This is a genomic window from Pseudomonas sp. 58 R 3 (assembly GCF_900006605.1).
GTDB lineage: Bacteria > Pseudomonadota > Gammaproteobacteria > Pseudomonadales > Pseudomonadaceae > Aquipseudomonas > Aquipseudomonas salomonii.
On sequence record NZ_CVTT01000080.1, the window covers coordinates 59,563 to 78,038 of the forward strand.

General features: G+C 61.1%; 13 protein-coding genes and 1 pseudogene. 11 read left to right on the forward strand and 3 right to left on the reverse strand.

What is annotated here, in order from left to right; all coding sequences use genetic code 11:
• Positions 1-29: 29 nt before the first annotated feature.
• From BFP92_RS25020 to BFP92_RS25040, 5 genes are all read left to right on the forward strand, one after another.
• Positions 30-791, forward strand: coding sequence for a PIG-L deacetylase family protein (locus BFP92_RS25020; protein ID WP_065931579.1), 762 nt, complete (start codon positions 30-32; stop codon positions 789-791).
• Positions 792-1,036: 245 nt separating this feature from the next.
• Complete coding sequence (locus tag BFP92_RS25025) at positions 1,037-3,586, forward strand: autotransporter family protein (protein WP_065931580.1); 2,550 nt, start codon at positions 1,037-1,039, stop codon at positions 3,584-3,586.
• Between the two features lie 139 nt (positions 3,587-3,725).
• Positions 3,726-4,745, forward strand: coding sequence for an alpha/beta fold hydrolase (locus BFP92_RS25030; protein WP_065931581.1), 1,020 nt, complete (start codon positions 3,726-3,728; stop codon positions 4,743-4,745).
• Positions 4,746-4,903: 158 nt separating this feature from the next.
• Positions 4,904-7,066 (forward strand): TonB-dependent siderophore receptor, encoded by a 2,163-nt coding sequence (locus BFP92_RS25035; RefSeq protein ID WP_065931582.1) that lies wholly within the window; start codon positions 4,904-4,906, stop codon positions 7,064-7,066.
• 185 nt (positions 7,067-7,251) lie between these two features.
• On the forward strand, positions 7,252-8,745 hold the full coding sequence (locus BFP92_RS25040) for a methyl-accepting chemotaxis protein (protein WP_065931583.1): 1,494 nt from the start codon (positions 7,252-7,254) through the stop codon (positions 8,743-8,745).
• A gap of 154 nt (positions 8,746-8,899) precedes the next feature.
• Here BFP92_RS25040 and BFP92_RS25045 read toward each other — a convergent pair whose 3' ends face one another.
• Positions 8,900-9,388, reverse strand: coding sequence for a DUF2867 domain-containing protein (locus BFP92_RS25045; RefSeq protein ID WP_065931584.1), 489 nt, complete (start codon positions 9,386-9,388; stop codon positions 8,900-8,902).
• A gap of 236 nt (positions 9,389-9,624) precedes the next feature.
• On the opposite strand from BFP92_RS25045, the pseudogene BFP92_RS31525 reads away from it, so the two are divergent.
• From BFP92_RS31525 to BFP92_RS25075, 6 genes and pseudogenes are all read left to right on the forward strand, one after another.
• A pseudogene (locus BFP92_RS31525) lies at positions 9,625-9,702 on the forward strand (LysE family translocator); the annotation flags it as partial.
• A 135-nt stretch (positions 9,703-9,837) separates the two neighbouring features.
• A complete protein-coding gene (locus BFP92_RS25055) occupies positions 9,838-10,317 on the forward strand; it encodes a VOC family protein (protein WP_065931586.1) in 480 nt (159 codons plus the stop codon).
• Positions 10,318-10,511: 194 nt separating this feature from the next.
• Positions 10,512-11,486, forward strand: a complete 975-nt coding sequence (locus BFP92_RS25060; protein ID WP_065931587.1) for an alpha/beta hydrolase — start codon at positions 10,512-10,514, stop codon at positions 11,484-11,486.
• Between the two features lie 285 nt (positions 11,487-11,771).
• On the forward strand, positions 11,772-12,623 hold the full coding sequence (gene dapA / locus BFP92_RS25065; RefSeq protein ID WP_065931588.1) for a 4-hydroxy-tetrahydrodipicolinate synthase: 852 nt from the start codon (positions 11,772-11,774) through the stop codon (positions 12,621-12,623).
• Between the two features lie 139 nt (positions 12,624-12,762).
• Positions 12,763-14,139 (forward strand): pyridoxal-phosphate dependent enzyme, encoded by a 1,377-nt coding sequence (locus tag BFP92_RS25070; protein WP_065931589.1) that lies wholly within the window; start codon positions 12,763-12,765, stop codon positions 14,137-14,139.
• The gene (locus BFP92_RS25075; protein WP_065931590.1) at positions 14,136-15,302 is read left to right on the forward strand and encodes a cystathionine gamma-synthase; all 1,167 of its coding nucleotides are present in this window, start codon (positions 14,136-14,138) and stop codon (positions 15,300-15,302) included. Before BFP92_RS25070 ends, BFP92_RS25075 begins: the two co-directional genes overlap by 4 nt.
• Positions 15,303-15,426: 124 nt before the next feature.
• Here BFP92_RS25075 and BFP92_RS25080 read toward each other — a convergent pair whose 3' ends face one another.
• Together BFP92_RS25080 and BFP92_RS25085 are read right to left on the reverse strand one after the other, a co-directional pair.
• Positions 15,427-17,625: an OsmC domain/YcaO domain-containing protein gene (locus tag BFP92_RS25080; RefSeq protein WP_065931591.1), complete on the reverse strand. Its 2,199-nt coding sequence runs from the start codon at positions 17,623-17,625 to the stop codon at positions 15,427-15,429.
• A 103-nt stretch (positions 17,626-17,728) separates the two neighbouring features.
• Positions 17,729-18,385 (reverse strand): O-methyltransferase, encoded by a 657-nt coding sequence (locus tag BFP92_RS25085; protein ID WP_065931627.1) that lies wholly within the window; start codon positions 18,383-18,385, stop codon positions 17,729-17,731.
• Between the last annotated feature and the right edge of the window lie 91 nt (positions 18,386-18,476).

The window sequence follows — 18,476 nt, forward strand, 5'->3', positions numbered from 1 at the left end:
CGGCATCATTCGACAAGGACGTGACACCCATGAAATCTGCCTCATTGAGCGAGGGCCGTCGCGGCCCTGCGCAAATCTGGAACAGTGCGCCGCAGTTGGCGCACATCCCCGTTATCAAGCCCTCCTCCCTGGTGCCACGCGGTGCGCGTGTGGTGGTCATTGCGCCTCACCCCGGCGATGAGGTCCTGGCGTGTGGCGGTTTATTGCAACTGCTGAGCACCCTCAACCACCCACTGCAGTTGATCTCGATCACCGACGGCAGCGCCAGCCACCCAGGCTCGAATGCCTGGCCGGCAAGCCGCCTGAGTGTGATCCGCCCACAGGAAAGCGCCGAAGCGTTGCGGCGCCTGGGCATGCCGCTGCACAGCCTGAAGTGGATTCGCGGCGGGTTTTGTGACAACGCCCTCGCCGCCCGCGAGCAGCCCATGAGCCAGTTCATTGCGCGCTACCTGCAACCGGGCGACGTGGTGTTCACCACCTGGCGCCACGACGGCAACGACGACCATGACGCCGTCGGCCGCGCCAGCGCCAAAGCGTGCATGCTCACCGGCGCGCGCCTGTATGAGCTGCCGATATGGGCCTGGCACTGGCCGCTGCGCGAAGGCTCGGTAATCCCCTGGCAACGCGCGCGCAAAGTGCGCCTGGACAGCTGGAGCGTCGCGCGCAAACTTCACGCCGCCCACGCGTATGCCAGCCAATTGCTCGGCGACCCGGAGATCGGCCTGGCGCCGATGCTTGCCCAGAAATTGCTGGAGCGGATGCGTGAGCCCTATGAGATCGTGTTTGCCTAGGGCAGCACTGGTCTGTACCTGTCAGTTCTCACAGTAGCGTCCGGTTGACTCTGCGACTAAGGTGCAAAAAAACCTGCACAGCTTGATGTGCAGTCGAGAAAGCCATGCCAACTCGTTGCACTAGCCGGGGTTTTCACCGAACAGGTAAACCGCCGTCCCCGCTCCGTATCGCACGTTTGCTTGCCATGGCTTGAACTGCACCTGTTTGCCCAGGTGCAGGCACTTCCCTTGGACAAGGACACGCCATGCGCACACTGCCGATTTTTTTGACTTCCCTGGGTATCACGTTGATGGCGGCTTGGCCGCTGCCGTCGCTTGGCGCCTGCACGATCAACCTCACCGCCGACAATGACACCTCAACCTGCGACAGCGGCGGCGCACCGGGCTTTACCGACACGGCCGGCAACAACACGCTGAACCTCAGCGGCAACGGCACCCTTAATGGCGATGTCACCTTCGGTGCCGGCAACGACTCGGTAGAGATCAACGGTGCGACAGCTGCAATCAATGGGATGCTGAACCAGGGTGACGGTGAGAATACTTTTCGCCTGACCCTGGGCACTGTCACGGGGTCCATCACCCAAGGAGATGGCGCTGATCGGGTACAGATCAGCGGTGGGCAGGCGGGGGCGATCGTCCAGGGCGGGGGTATCGACAATTTTGTCATGAGCGGTGGAACCATCGAATCCTTGGCCCAAGGCGATGGACATGACACTTTTACCCTGACCGGAGGCACCATCAAGGGCGCCTTTGAAGACGGCGATCAAGCCTTGATGACCGGCGGCACCATCGGCCGCGTCGACATGAAACTCGATAACAACGTCTTCGATATGCGCGGCGGAACCATCGTCGGCAACCTGGTCACAGGGCTTGGCCGGGACACCATTCTCGTGTCGGGCACCAGCACCATCGGTGGCAACATCAGCACCAGCGCCGGCGTGGATCTGATTCAGATCAGTGGTGGCAGGGTCAACGGCCAGATCCTCACCAGCTTCGGCGCCGATCAGTTCATCTGGACCGATGGCGGAACCCTCAACGGGGCAGTTCTCATGGGCGCCGACGATGATACCGCTCTGCTGAAAAACCTCAGCGAAACCGTGTTGGCCTCCAACCCCCAGCTGGACGGTGGCCTGGGTAACGACACCCTGACCTTTGACGCCACACAAACCCGTGCCCCGAACCGCTACACCGGCTGGGAACGGGTGTTGTTAGTCAATAGATCAGCCCTGACATTAGGCGGCGTATTTGTGTTGGGAGGCAGCGACACCGGTACCGGCGCAATGAGCATCGATGCAACGAGCCGGTTGAACGTGACCACCGGCACCCTCTCACCCTTCACGGCCGGGCAATTGGCGAGCTTGAACAACGCCGGACTGATCGACATGACCAGCGACAGTTCCAGCGCCGCCGACAGTTTGACGGTCAACGGCAATTACCTGGGCGCGGGCGGCCGACTTGCACTGCAAACGGTGTTGGGCGCGGATAACTCCGCCAGCGACAAACTGGTGGTCAGCCACGGCACCCTGCAAGGCACCACGGCGATCAGCATCACCAACCTGGGCGGTGCAGGGGCATTGACCGTGCAGGATGGCATTGAGGTGGTGCAGGCAAACCAGGGCGCCACCAGCAGCGTCGGTGCCTTCTCGCTGGCAGGCCCCGTGTCTGCCGGTGCATTTGACTATCACTTGTTTAAAGGCGGCGTGACCGCAGGTACCGAGCAAAATTACTACCTGCGCTCTACCGTGCCTGCCATCCCCGCACCCGGTGCGGTGATAGCGGCGCCCGCCCCAGCGCCTGGCACACCGGCATTGCCACCCAGCTCGGGCAGCGCTGCCATCCCCCTCTACCGCGCCGAAGTGCCGGTTTACTCGGTGCTCTTTGAGGCCGCCGAGCAAATCGTGCAAGGCATGCTGGGGACTTACCACGAACGCGTGGGCGATCAGCGCCAGCAGCAACAAACCGGAGTTTTCCCCACGGGCTGGGCCAGGGTGTATGGCGGCAACAGTCGCCAAAGCTTCGCCGGAACGGTCAGCCCGACGCTGGACAGCTCAGTGTCGGCGTTTCAGGTGGGCAGCGACCTGTACGCCACCACCACGGACAGCGGCCAGGCTCATCGAGTCGGCTTTTTTGTCGGCCACAGCCGTTTGCAAGGTGACGTCAAGGGTTTCAACGGTGGCTTGCAGGGCAAGGATGCGGGCAGCCTCACCTTGCGCGGCGACAGCCTGGGCGTCTACTGGACACTGATCGGCGCCAACCGCGCTTATCTGGACCTGGTGGTGATGGGCACTCGTTTCACAGGCAACAATGAGTCCGACCGGGGCATCAAGATGAAAACCAAAGGCAGCAATGCACTGGCGTCCGCCGAGGTGGGCTGGCCATTTACCGTGAGCGCACACTGGGAACTGGAGCCACAAGCCCAGCTCATCGTCGACCGCACCCGACTGGACAGCCAGCAAGACCGGATCTCCGCCGTCACCTACGACGCCGACACCCACCTCACCACCCGCCTGGGTGCCCGCCTGCGCGGCAGTTATGAGCTGCGTGGCATGCCGCTGCAGCCGTATGTGCGCGCCAACGTCTGGCATGCCCGCGCCGGCACCAACAGCGTAAGATTCGACGATGCTACCGACATAGACACCGAGCAAAAATCGACCACGCTGGACCTCAACCTCGGCGCCACCTTGACCGTTGCCCAAGGCATCAGCCTGTACGGCCAACTGGGCTACAACCGCAACCTGGACAGCAACGCGCTGAATGGTCGCCAAGGCACACTGGGGCTTCGAATGGATTTCTGATCCGCGTAGGTGTATCGCACTGTGTACAGAACGCGTTGCGATACACAGTGTTTAACCCATGCCACTTCCTGAAACACAGCCGACACAGCACGACGTTCAACTGAGCACAAGGCACACATCAAGCCCAAGGAGGCTCGCCATGCACGCTCAGTTGAAACGCCGTCCACTTTTCCTCGCCTTTGCCCTGTTGCCCTTCGCTGCCGTGGGCGTGGCCCATGCCGAGATGAGCGAGCCGCAACCCGCGGCAACGCAGTACCCAGCCGGTTTCGGCACGCTCAAGCACATCAGGGCCGGCCTGCTGGATGTAGCCTACGCCGAGGTCGGCCCGGCCAATGGCCAAGTGGTGATTCTGCTGCATGGCTGGCCCTACGATATCGACAGCTACGCCAACGTCGCGCCGCTGTTGGCCGCCAAGGGCTATCGCGTGTTGATCCCGTATGCCCGTGGTTATGGCGACACGCGTTTTCTGTCGGATAAGACCCCGCGCAACGGTGAACCGGCAGCGTTGGCCCAGGATGTGATCGACTTCATGGACGCGCTGAAGATCCGGCAAGCGGTGCTGGGCGGTTATGACTGGGGGGCACGTTCGGCGGATATTGTCTCGGCGCTGTGGCCCGAACGCGTGAAGGCGTTGGTGTCCGTCAGTGGCTACCTGATCGGTAACCAGGCCGCCGGCAAAAAACCGCTGCCACCCACAGCGGAATTGCAGTGGTGGTACCAGTTCTACTTCGCCACCGAACGCGGCGCCGCCGGTTACCAGAAAAACACCCACGATTTCGCCAAGCTGATCTGGCAGACCGCCTCGCCGAAGTGGGCCTTTGACGACGCCACCTTCGAGCGCAGCGCCAAAGGCCTGGACAACCCCGATCACGTGGCCATCACGGTGTTCAACTACCGCTGGCGCCTCGGCCTGGTGCAGGGCGAAGCGCAATACGCGGCCCTGCAGCAAACACTGGCGCAGTCGCCGAGCATCGGCGTGCCGACCATCACCCTTGAAGGCGACGCCAACGGTGCGCCGCACCCGCTACCCGAGGACTACGCCAAACGTTTTACCGGCAAGTACCAGTTCCGTCTGGTCAGCGGCGGCATCGGCCATAACCTGCCGCAAGAAGCGCCGGCAGCGTTTGCCAAGGCCGTCATAGACGCCGACCAGCTGTGACGGTTCTAGCCATATGCCACCCTGGAAAATGTGAAATTTTTGTTAACTATGCCTCCCCAAAGGCTTTTTTGCTTCGCACCGATCTGCCACACTAATGCGAATGATTATCAACAGATTTATTATTAGCCAGGGACGGCGTTCAGGGGAGACTCCGTTTCATGTCTGTACAACTTCATGGTGGCAAAGCTTTTACACCCAGTTTGATGGCGTTGGCGGTTTGTCTTGCCACCTCACCTGCGGCCTTCGCCGCCGACGCGCAACAGCCGCCAGAGGTGGTTGAGCTGGGTGCGACGCAGATCAACACTGAGCAAGTCCTCGGTGCGACGACCGAAGGCAGCCAGTCCTACACCACCGGCTCGATGGCAACCGCGACCAAACTGCCGCTTACCCTGCGTGAAACCCCGCAAGCGGTCACGGTCATTACCCGTCAGCGGATGGACGACCAGGCGATGACCAGCATCAACGACGTGGTAAAAGCCACGCCGGGGCTGTTCCTGAATTTCTCCAGTGGCCCTGGGCGGGAATCCTATACCTCACGTGGTTTCGACATCGACAACCTGATGTATGACGGCATCCCCACCGGCTATAACGGCGTTTCAGTCGGCGCCCAGCCGAACCTGGCAATGTTCGACCGCGTCGAGATCGTGCGCGGCGCCACCGGTTTGGTGACTGGCGCAGGCAACCCTTCGGCGGCCATCAACCTGATACGCAAGCGACCACTGGACGAGCAGAAGGTCACCCTCACCGGCGCCGCCGGCAGCTGGGACGACTACCGTGGCGAACTGGATGCCTCCAGCCCACTCAATGACAGCGGCACTTGGCGCGGCCGGGTTGTGACCTCTTACCGTGATGCCAATGGTTTTATCGACAAAGCCAAGGAAGACCATGGCCTGTTCTATGCCGTCACCGAGGCAGACCTGAGCGAAGACACCACTTTGACCCTCGGTTTCTCGAACCAGAAGGACAAAACCAACTATTTCTGGGGTTCTTCGATGGTCGGCCAGGACGGCCATCACTTGAACCTGCCGCGCTCCTACAACCCAGGGACCAGCTGGGAGAACAAGGACCAGGAGATCAACACGGTGTTTGCCGAACTGCGTCAGCGCCTGGCCAACGACTGGAAACTGCAGATCAACGCCAACTACGCTGAGCAGGACGCGCTGTTTTCGGGCTCCTATCAGTCGCGCTGGGTCAATAACACCCTGGCGCGAACGGTTTACCAGGCCTCTTACGATGAAGACCAGGCCGGCGTCGACGCCTTTGCCAGCGGCCCCTTTCAGGCCTTCGGGCGTACCCACGAATTGGTGGTCGGCGCCAGCCGCCGCATCTATGACATGACCACCCACAACTACAGCCCGTACAACTTGAACTGGCCACTGACGGCGGGCAAACCGGATTTCGTCCACACCACCAACGACCGCGACGTCACCACCCAGGACGGCGTCTACCTCACCACACGCCTGAGCCTGGCGGACCCGCTGAAGCTGATCCTCGGCGCCCGTCTGGACTGGTATGACTACGATGCCCATGGCAGCAACGATGGCGATTACCATGTAACGCGCAACCTCACCCGCTACGCCGGACTTATCTACGATCTGGACGACCACCACTCGGTGTATGTCAGCTACAGCGACATCTTTACCCCGCAGAGTGACAAGGACAGCACCGGCACACCGCTCAAACCGATTGTCGGCAAGAATTATGAGGTCGGTATCAAGGGCGAATACCTGGGCGGCGCATTGAATGCGAGCGTCGCGCTGTTTCGTGTAGACCAGGAAAACCGTGCCGTGGCGGTGGTGGTGCCGAACTGCCCGCAGGCATCCTGCGCGATAGCCTCAGGCGAAATTCGCAGCCAGGGTATCGACATGGAACTGCAGGGCGCATTGACCCCCAATTGGCAGGTTGGCGGCGGCTACACCTATGCGCGCACCCACACCATCAAGGATGACGCCAACCCGCAAAATGTTAACAAACAGTTCGACACCGACATCCCGGAACACTTGTTCAAACTGACCACCAACTACCACTTCCAGGGCGCTCTGGAAAAACTCCGCATAGGCGGCAACGTCTACTGGCAAAGCCGTTTGTACAACGACTTCAAAGTCGCGGACGGCAGCACCTACCGCCTCAAGCAAGGCGCCTATGCCGTGACCGACCTGATGGCTGGCTACCAGGTCAACCAGCATCTGGACCTGCAGCTCAATGCCAACAACATCTTTGATCGCACCTATTACCAGTCCATCTCCAACTCCGTGAGCTACGGCGGTGATTCCTACGGCGCCCCGCGCAATATGATGGTGACCGCCAAATATAGCTTCTGATCCTGTTTGTATTTTCGGTCGCCCGCTCGGGCGACCACTCTTAAGTCTTCCTATTCACTGCCGATAACGATTTGTTACAGCTGATCCGGCAAAAAAACCCTGATACCTGCTTTGCTTTTTACCGGCGGCCCATCGTGGCACGCCGCATGCTTTGTTCCTGGCTCGACCACATGGAGTAAAAGTGAATGCCCGCACGCGCACGCTTCCTGGAGCACTACCGCAAAGCCGACCGCATCATGCTGGCGTTGATCTGGCTGATGTTTCTATTCTCCCTGGGCCTGGCCTTCTGGCACGACACCTGGCTGCAAGCCGTGCTCGTCGGCGGCGGCGCCAGTGTGGTGCTTACCCTGCTCTATCGCGCCCTCAGTGGCACCCGTTTGATGCGCTGTTTGCTCGGCGCCGGCCTGATGGTCATGGCCGCGCTGCATATCAACCAGGCGCAGGGCCTGATCGAAGCGCACTTCGGTATCTTCGCGCTGCTGGCGGTGCTGACGTTTTACCGCGATTGGCTGCCGATCCTCGTCGCGGCGGTGACCATCGCCGTCCACCATGTGGTGTTTCACGCGTTGCAGCATCAGGGTTTCCCGGTGTTTGTGATGGACCATCATGGCGGCTGGAACATGGTGTTCGTACACGCCTTTTACGTAGTGATGGAGACGGTCGCCCTGCTCTACCTCGCCATTCATAGCCAGGCCGAGGCGGTCGAAAGCCAGGAGATGCTGGAAAAAATGCTCGCCGTGACGTCCCAGCTCACGGTAGAAACCGCCCAGGGTGAAGGCAAGGCGCATGTGTCCCTGGCCAAGCGTTTCGACCACTTCCTGCAGCAGATCACCCACCTGATCGATGGCGTGACCCGCGACTCCCACGGTCTCGGCCAACTCGGCCAGGCCCTGGCCAGCGCCAGCGGCACATTGGAAAAAGGTGCACGCCATCAACTGGTCGAAATCAACCAGATGACCGACTCAATGCAGCGCATGGAAGACGCCACCGGCCACATTACCCTACACGTTGAACAAGCCGTGGAACACGCGGGCAAGGCCAGCCAACAGATTGCACGCGGCCAGGACAGTGTCGGTCGTGCTCAGCATGAAATCACCCAATTGGCCTCACGTATCAACGGCACCAATGAGACGGTGCAAGGCCTGGCCACGCAAGCCGAGCAGATCGGCTCCGTACTCGAAGTGATCAGCAGCATCGCCAACCAGACCAACCTGCTGGCGCTCAACGCCGCCATCGAAGCCGCCCGCGCCGGCGAGCAAGGCCGAGGCTTTGCGGTGGTCGCCGATGAGGTCCGCAGCCTGGCACAACGCACCGCCGTCTCCACTCAGGAAATCAAACAGATCATCGAGGGCCTGCAACACGGCAGCCGCCAGGCCGTCGAGGCCATGCACGACAGCCAGGCAGGTGTAGCGCGTTGCGTAGAGGACAGCCAACTGGCGGTGGACATGTTGCAGGCCGTGGGCGCCGACATCGCGCATATCGACGCGCTGAACGGGCGAATCGTAACGACCACCCGCGAACAGACCTCGGCCAACCTGGAGATAGTCGGGCGCCTGCAGTCAGTGCAGAACATTGCACAAAACACCGCCGATGATGTGGAAACCCTGGCGCGCAGCAGCGAGCAGTTGCCGCCGATTGCGGTAAGGCTGGATGCGTTGGGGCGCAGGTTTCACTCCTGAAAAAAGCCTCAACGTGAGGATGGCTCAGCCTGGCAGAATCGCCGATTTTCTTGCCCGCATCCGCGCCAAGGCATACACCGTGCGGGTGCGCCAGCCACTGACACAAGCGTGCCTCTGAGTACCAGGTTCTTCAGGTACGCAGCTTGGCGACAGGCTACTGTTCCAGTGCATCCAGCGTGCGTTTGAGTCGCCTCAGGTTGCTGTTGACGATCAGCTTGTGCGCCGGCCCCACCGGCAACATGTACAGACGCCCAAAGGTGTTATGGGTAAGCACCGATGAGGTAATCGTAAACACCCGATCAGTGATCGACAGACAAATCATCACATCCAGGTGCCGGTCGCGCTCGGTCAGCACCAACACGTCCGGGGCGCTGTGTTCTACCAGGAAAAAATCCAGCCGCTCGCCCGCCTGCACGGTGTTTCGCGGTGAGCCCGAGAACCCACCGATACGTTTCACACCGAACCGCGAAGAAATCCCGTCGCGGATCCGAAAGGCCCACTGCATGAACATCCCAGGTTCGGCGGTCATGATGTTCCACGCCTCCAGTGCAGTGATATCAGCGGGCAACAGGACCGACCTGCGGTCGTAGTAATCAAGCGCTGTCGGTACACCCAGCGTGTGAACAATGTTCGTGGTAACCAACTGATTTTCTCCCTGAAAAACGCGGTGTGTGATGACGCAGGGCGCAGGTTATTTTGCATGGCGACTCAAGTAAAGCGCGGGGCAGGCTGGGTATCGTAGTAAGCCAAGATAAATCTGACCTCAGGGGCTGACTTCGTGATTGTGCCCCACGCGCGCGGGGGCTCACGCGCTAATTGCTCAAGCGCCTCAACTGCATTTATCCTCAACGCTTCCATCCACCCCAACCCAGAGCCGCCATGGACCTCGCCACCCTCGCCCTCTTCCTCCCCGCCTGCTTTGCCCTGAACATGGCGCCCGGCCCGAACAACCTGTTGTAGCCGCGACGGCAAAATTGCGCAGGTCTGGTCAGTCATCGACAAAGCCGCGATAGCTCAACAGCTGACACACAATTAGCCTTGATCGACCGTCGTCTAGACTCTCTACACCCGACCAATCCGTGGAGACCCAAGATGAACAAAAACACCCTCTGCCTCTGGTACAACGGCACCGCCCTGGAGGCGGCGAAGTTCTACGCCGAGACGTTTCCGGACAGCGTGGTGAAGGCCGTGCATCACGCCCCCGGCGACTTTCCGGCGGGCAAGCAAGGCGATGTGTTGACCGTCGAGTTCACCGTGCTGGGCATTCCCTGCCTGGGCCTGAACGGCGGCCCGGCGTTCCCGCACACCGAAGCGTTTTCGTTCCAGGTGGCCACGGACGACCAGGCCGAAACCGACCGCTATTGGAACGCCATTATCGACAACGGCGGCCAGGCCAGTGCCTGCGGCTGGTGCAAGGACAAGTGGGGCGTGTCCTGGCAGATCACCCCGCGCGTTTTGTCTGAGGCGGTGACTCACGCCGACCCGGACATCGCCAAGCGTGCGTTCGAGGCGATGATGACCATGACCAAGATCGACGTGGCCGCCATCGAAGCTGCGGTAGCTGGGCGTTGAACGCGACGCAGGCCTAATGTGGGAGCGGGCTTGCTCGCGAAAGCGGTGGGTCAGTCAATTTAACGGCCACTGATACATCGCTTTCGCGAGCAAGCCCGCTCCCACAGTTGACCGAGTAAGGCCTGCCGGCTCCCACACCCGCCCGCACTCTGGCATCCTTACGGCCTCAGTCGTCGAACGCGAGTCTCAGGCCCATGAACCACGGTGTAAAACTTGAACAGCGCACCATCCCGGTCCCAAGCTCGATCAGCGCCCCAGCTCAGGCGACACTCCAGCGCCTGGTCGGGGCTGATGGCGTGCCGCTGAACGCACTGCACAGCATGCCCGCACCGCACGACCACGATGGCTGGCGCCAGCTGCAAGCCGTCGTCGCCCAGAATTACGCCAGCGCCAATGCAGGGCAAGCGGACGCCCTGCGCGCCAACCTGCACACCATCACGGTAGAAAGCGCCACCGTGCACGTGGCCACACCGCCAGGTCACACACCCTTTGCCTACATTGATCTGCACGGCGGCGCACTGGTGTTCGGTGGCGGCGAAAACTGCCGTATTGCCGCCGGCAAGCAGGCCGACCAGCACAACGTGATGTGCTACGGCATCGACTACCGCATGCCGCCCGATCACCCGTACCCGGCGGCGCTGGATGACTGTGTGGCCACCTACCGCCATGTACTCAAGCACCATGCGCCTGAACACATCGTGATTGGCGGCCGTTCGGCAGGCGGCAACCTGGCGGCGGCAATGGTCTTGCGCGCCCGTGATGAAGGGTTGCCGATGCCGGCGGCGCTGGTGCTGCTCTCGCCGGAGGTTGACCTGACCGAATCCGGCGACAGTTTCCAAGTCAACCGAAGCGTCGACGTGGTTCTGCCCATGCCGCTGATGAGCACCAACCTGCTGTATGCCAACGGCGCGGATTTGTCCCACCCGTACCTGTCGCCACTGTTTGCTGATTTGACTGGCTTCCCGCCGACCTTTCTGCAAAGCGGCACACGGGATCTGTTCCTGTCCAACACCGTGCGCATGCACCGTGCCCTGCGCCAGGCGCGGGTGCCGGCGGTGCTGCATGTGTTCGAGGCCATGCCCCATGGTGGCTTCATGGGCGCACCGGAAGATGCGGAGCTGGCAGCCGAGGTCGCCGCATTTGTGCGCGAGCACCTGCGGCGGGGTTGACACATTCAGTCACATCCCCTGAAGATGCAGATCTTATTCAGGGTGTGCCAGCGCATGTCAGCAGCGTCTTTCGTTAACCTTTGCGTGATTGGCTTGATTGCCAAGGCGCAAGGTTGCGTGGCGCACGCCCTCAAATCGAAGAAACAGTCGCTCATGTGACCGGGGCGCGCTGTCCCGTCAGATGAGCTGACAGGACATTGAGCGCGACGGACCACTCCTCCTTCTGCACAATCCCCTCTGGCCTTCTGACGGTGACTTTAGCGGTCAACCATCAGGAGAAAGTGCATGTCATCGTTTCAAGGTATCTGGGTGCCCGTGGTCACGCCGTTTCACAATGGCGCCATCGACTTTATCGGCCTGCACCGGCTGGTCAGCCACCTGCTGGAAAAACACGTGGCCGGGATCATGGTCTGCACCACCACCGGAGAAGCCGCGGCGTTGAGCCGTCAGGAGCAGCTCGCCGTGCTCGATGCCGTGCTGCAATGGGTGCCCGCACAACGAGTGGTGATGGGCCTGGCGGGCAGCAACCAGATTGAACTGCTGCACTTTCAAAGCGAAATTCTCCAGCGCCCGGTCGCCGGTCTGCTGGTGCCCGCGCCCAGTTATATCCGCCCTTCCCAGGCTGGCCTTGAGGCGTTTTTTCGCACGGTGGCGGATGCCTCCAGCGTGCCGATTGTCCTCTACGACATTCCCTACCGCACCGGCGTAACCTTCGAGCAGGCTACGTTGTTGAACATCGTCAAACACCCGCGAATCGCTGCGATCAAAGATTGCGGCGGCGACCTGGCCAACACCTTGGCGCTGCTGGCCAGTGGTGACGTGGATGTATTGTGCGGCGAAGACATCCAGATCTTCAACGCGCTGTGCCTGGGCGCCAGTGGCGCGATTGCAGCCTCGGCGCATGTGCGCACCGAGGCCTTTGTAGCGCTGTGCCAGCAAGTGCGCGATCACCAATTGGCCGAGGCCAGGGCGACGTTTTTCACGCTGTTGCCGCTGATCAACACTCTGTTTATGGAGCCCAACCCGGCGCCGGTCAAGGCGGCGTTGGCCTTGCAGGGCTTGATCGGCAGCGAGCTGCGCGCGCCGATGCAAGCGGCCAGTGCGCGCGTAAAGCAGGCGTTGGGCGAGCTGCTGTAAACGCCCTGTCGGGTTCATGCGCCAAAAAAAGACATCCAACGGACCGCCCGGTTGCGACCGGCGCGATCCCGGCCTATGTTCCAAGGCACGCGTTTACTTTGCTGCTCCACCTCTGTCTGCTCGCAACCAAGGTGAATTCATGCCCAGCCTTCCTCGTCCCGCCGTGCTTGAGCTGATCGGCAACACGCCGCTGGTCAAGGTCAGCCGTTTCGATACTGGCCCTTGCACGCTGTTTCTCAAGCTTGAATCACAGAACCCCGGAGGTTCGATCAAGGACCGCATCGGCCTGGCGATGATCGACGCCGCCGAACGCGACGGCCGCCTGCAACCGGGCGGCACCATCATCGAAGCCACCGCCGGCAACACCGGCCTGGGCCTGGCGCTGGTCGGCCGGGCCAAAGGCTACCGTGTGGTGCTGGTGGTGCCTGACAAAATGTCGACTGAAAAGGTCCTGCACCTCAAGGCCATGGGCGCCGAGGTGCATATCACGCGCTCCGACGTGGGCAAGGGCCATCCCGAGTATTACCAGGATGTGGCCGCGCGCCTGGCCAACGACATTCCCGGTTCATTTTTCGCCGACCAGTTCAATAACCCGGCCAACCCGCTGGCCCACGAAACCAGCACCGCCCCGGAAATCTGGGCGCAAACCCAGCATGATCTGGACGCGATTGTGGTCGGCGTCGGTTCGGCCGGCACCCTCACCGGGCTTACGCGCTTCTTCAAACGCGTGCAGCCCGAACTGGAAATGGTGCTGGCCGACCCCGTGGGCTCGGTGATGGCCGAATACAGCCGCAGCGGCAGAATGGAAACGCCCGGCGCCTGGGCCGTGGAAGGCATCGGCGAAGACTTTATCCCCTCGATTGCCGACCTCTCCAGCGTGCGCCATGCCTACTCCATCAGTGACGAAGAAAGCTTCGACCACGCCCGCCAACTGCTCAAGGCCGAAGGCATTCTCGGCGGCTCATCCACCGGCACCCTGCTTGCCGCCGCACTGCGTTACTGCCGCGAACAAACCGAGGCCAAGCGCGTGGTCACCTTCGTCTGCGACACCGGTACGCGCTACTTGTCCAAGGTCTACAACGATCAATGGATGAACGACGCAGGCCTGTTGCAATACAAACACTACGGCGACCTGCGCGACCTGATCGCGCGGCGCTTCGAAGACGGCCGGGTGATCAGCGTGAGCCCCGACGACAGCTTGCTCACCGCCTTCCAGCGCATGCGCCTGGCGGATGTCTCGCAACTGCCGGTGCTGGTCGATGGCCGAGAATTGGTCGGCGTCATCGACGAATCCGACATCCTGCTGGGCCTGCATCAGGACGCCACACATTTTTCCATGGTGGTAGCAGACGCCATGAGCAACACCTTGCAAACCCTGGCCCCCAGCGCCAGCCTGGCTGAGCTGCAAGCGGAACTCGATCGCGGCCTGGTCGCGATTATTGCCGACACATCCGGCTTCCATGGCCTGATCACCCGCGTCGACCTGCTTAACCACCTACGGAGATCCCTTGCATGAGCCTGCCCGATAAAAGCGCGTTTGCCACCCGCGTGATCCACGCCGGGCAATCCCCCGACCCGACCACGGGCGCGCTGATGCCGCCGATCTACGCCAACTCCACCTATTTGCAAGACAGCCCCGGCGTGCACAAGGGTTTTGATTACGGGCGCTCCCACAACCCCACGCGGTTTGCCCTGGAGCGCTGCGTCGCCGACCTGGAGGGCGGCAGCGCGGCGTTCGCGTTTGCTTCCGGGCTGGCGGCGATTTCCACTGTGCTGGAACTGCTGGACGCCGGTGCGCATATTGTCTCCGGCAACGACCTGTATGGCGGCACGTTCCGCCTGTTCGACAAGGTGCGCCAACGCAGCGCCGGGCACCGTTTCAGCTTTGTCGACCTCAGCGACCTGTCGGCTTTTGAAGCCTCGCTGCAGAGCGACACGTGCATGGTCTGGGTCGAGACCCCGAGCAACCCGCTGCTGAGCCTCACCGACCTCAGCGCCATTGCGCGCATTTGCCGCGATCGCGGCATTATTTGTGTGGCCGACAACACCTTCGCCAGCCCATGGATCCAGCGCCCCCTGGAGCTGGGCTTCGACATCGTGGTGCACTCCACCACCAAATACCTCAACGGCCACTCCGACGTGATCGGCGGTATCGCCATCGTCGGCCACAACCCGGACCTCGCCGAGCGCCTGGGCTTTTTGCAAAACTCGGTCGGCGCGATTGCCGGCCCGTTCGACGCCTTCCTGACCCTGCGCGGGGTAAAAACCCTGGCACTGCGTATGGAGCGCCATTGCAGCAACGCCCTGGACCTGGCCACCTGGCTGGAACAGCAGCCGCAAGTGTCGCGGGTGTACTACCCAGGCCTGGCCTCGCACCCACAGCACGCACTGGCGCGCCAACAGATGCGCGGGTTTGGCGGGATGATTTCGGTGGACTTGAACAGTGACCTGGCGGGTGCTACACGTTTTCTCGAAAACGTGAAGATTTTCGCCCTGGCCGAAAGCCTCGGCGGCGTGGAAAGCCTGATCGAACACCCGGCGATCATGACCCATGCGAGCATTCCAGCGGCGACGCGGGCTCAGCTGGGGATCGGCGATGGGTTGGTACGGTTGTCGGTGGGGGTTGAGGATGTGGAAGATTTGAGAGCCGATCTGGCCCAGGCGCTGGCCCTGATCTAACCCCACACGATTGTTCCCACGCTCTGCGTGGGAATGCATCCTGTGACGCTCCGCGTCACCAAGGCAACAGCGGGACGCGGAGCGTCCCATGCGGCATTCCCACGCGGAGCGTGGGAACGATCAGTCAGGCCGAGGTGATCTTGGCCCGCGCCGAATGCAGTTTTTTATAGCTCTCGATCAAGCGCAAATGCCGATCCAGGCCTTCCAGCTTCATGCTGGTCGGGGTCAAGCCATAAAACCGCACACTGCCGTCCACCGAACCCATCACCGCATCCATCCGCTCGTGACCGAACATGCGGCGGAAGTTGGCCTCGTAATCGGCGAGGTCCAGGTCGTCGTCCAACTGCATCTCCAACACCGCATTCATGGCCTGGTAGAACAGGCCGCGTTCAGCGGTGTTGTCGTTGTATTGCAGGAACATCTCCACGCACTCCTTGGCCTCCTCATATTGCTGCAAGGCCAGGAAGATCAGCAGTTTCAACTCCAGGATGGTCAACTGGCCCCAGGCCGTGTTGTCGTCGAACTCAATGCCGATCAAGGTGGTGATGTCGGTGTAATCGTCCAGCTCGCTTTCGATCAGACGCTCGACCAACGCCTGCAGCGCCTCCTCGTCAAGGCTGTGCAGGTTGAGGATATCGGCACGGAAAAACAACGCCTTGTTGGTGTTGTCCCAAATCAAGTCGTCCACCGGGTAGATTTCCGAGTAGTCCGGCACCAGGATCCGGCAAGCTGTAGCGCCAAGGTGTTCGTACACCGCCATGTAGGACTCTTTACCCATGCCTTCGAGAATACCGAACAGGGTAGCGGCTTCTTCGGCGTTGGAGTTTTCACCTTCGCCCGAGAAGTCCCACTCGACAAACTCATAGTCCGACTGCGCACTGAAGAAGCGCCACGACACCACGCCGCTCGAGTCGATAAAGTGCTCGACAAAGTTGTTTGGCTCGGTCACTGCCTGGCCTTCAAAAGTCGGCTGCGGCAGGTCATTCAAGCCCTCAAAACTGCGGCCCTGGAGCAGTTCGGTGAGGCTGCGTTCCAGCGCCACTTCCATGCTCGGGTGCGCGCCGAACGAGGCGAATACGCCGCCGGTGCGCGGGTTCATCAGGGTGACGCACATCACCGGAAACTCGCCGCCCAGGGACGCGTCCTTGACCAGTACCGGGAAACCCTGGGCCTCAAGGCCTTCGATCCCCGCGACAATGCCGGGGTATTTGGCCAGCACCTCTGCGGGCACATCCGGCAAGGCGAACTCGCCTTCGATGATCTCGCGTTTCACCGCGCGCTCGAAAATCTCCGACAGGCACTGCACCTGGGCTTCAGCCAAGGTGTTGCCCGCGCTCATGCCGTTGCTGAGGTAAAGGTTTTCGATCAGGTTGGACGGGAAATACACCACCTCGCCGTCGGACTGGCGCACGAACGGCAGTGAAACGATCCCGCGTTGTTCATTGCCCGAGTTGGTGTCGAACAAGTGCGAGCCACGCAGCTCGCCCTCACGGTTGTAGACCTTCAGGCAATAGGCATCGAGGATTTCACTCGGCAGCTCATCCTTGGGCCCAGGCTGGAACCAGCGCTCGTCCGGGTAATGCACGAACGGCGCGTTGGCCAGCTCCTCACCCCAGAACTGGTCGTTGTAGAAGAAGTTGCAGTTGAGTCGCTCGATAAACTCGCCCAACGCCGACGCCAGTGCGCCTTCCTTGGTCGCGCCCTTGCCGTTGGTGAAACACATCGGCGAGTGTGCATCGCGGATATGCAGCGACCACACGTTGGGCACGATATTGCGCCACGAGGCGATTTCAATCTTCATGCCCAGGCCGGCGAGAATGCCGGACATGTTGGCGATGGTCTGCTCCAGCGGCAGGTCCTTGCCGGCGATGTAGGTGCCTGCCTCGGAGGTGGAATGGGGCATCAACAACGCCTGGGCATCTGCGTCGAGGTTTTCCACTTCTTCGATGACAAATTCCGGCCCGGCCTGCACCACTTTCTTTACCGTGCAACGGTCGATGGAACGCAGGATGCCCTGGCGGTCCTTGTCGGAAATGTCCGCCGGCAACTCGACCTGGATCTTGAAGATCTGGTTGTAGCGGTTTTCCGGGTCAACGATGTTGTTCTGCGACAGGCGAATATTCTCGGTTGGAATATTGCGTGTTGCGCAGTACAGCTTCACAAAGTACGCCGCGCACAACGCCGACGAAGCCAGGAAGTAATCGAACGGACCCGGGGCCGAACCGTCGCCTTTGTAGCGAATCGGCTGGTCGGCAATCACCGTGAAGTCATCGAACTTGGCTTCAAGCCGAAGGTTATCGAGAAAGTTGACCTTAATTTCCATGCGGGCACACCAGAATAACGAGCTAAACAAATTGGCCGCCATTATGAAGATTTTCGCCGGGAAGTCTCAGGGTTTTGCGAATCGGCTGCCGATCGGTGCCCGTTCAGCCGAGGCGGATCGACAGTTCGATGTCATCGGCAAACGGCACCGACAGGTAACCATTCCCAGGTTCGCGCACGTGCGCCAGGTATTCAGGGCAGTAGTTGGTGTTGTCAGCCACCACCAGCGCGCCCGGCCGCAGGTGCTTCTCTACCAGGTTCAACACATCGCCATACAGCGACTTGGCGCCATCGAGCAGCAGCAGGTCGACCGATGGCGGCAGGTTTGTCGCCAGTGAAACCAGGGCGTCGCCTTCACGCACTTCGATCAGGTCGCTGACGCCGCCTTCAATGAAATGCTCACGGGCCAGGGCGATCTTTGACGGTTCGAATTCGCTGCCGATCAACACGCCGCCGCCGTTGTCACGCAGTGCGGCAGCCAGGAACAAGGTGGACAATCCAAACGAGGTGCCGAACTCGACAATGGCTTTTGCACCGCTGCTGCGGGCCAGCATATAGAGCAGGTTGCCGGTGTCACGCGATACAGGCAGCCACAGATCCTTGAGCATCGTGTAAAGCTCAAGGTACTCGGTTTTGCTGTGCATCAGGCGGTTGCGCTCTTGCGGCGACACAGTGTCGATGAGCGGGCTGGTCGCCGCATTGGCTTGGGCGTAGAGGCGTTCGATCAAGGCGGCAAGAGGCGCGGTAGTCAGAGTGGTCAGGGTGGTCAGGGTGGTCATGATTGATTTCCGTTGGATGGGGACTAAGATGCGACTAATTCGTCGCATTAAAAGTATGCGAGGGATTCATCGC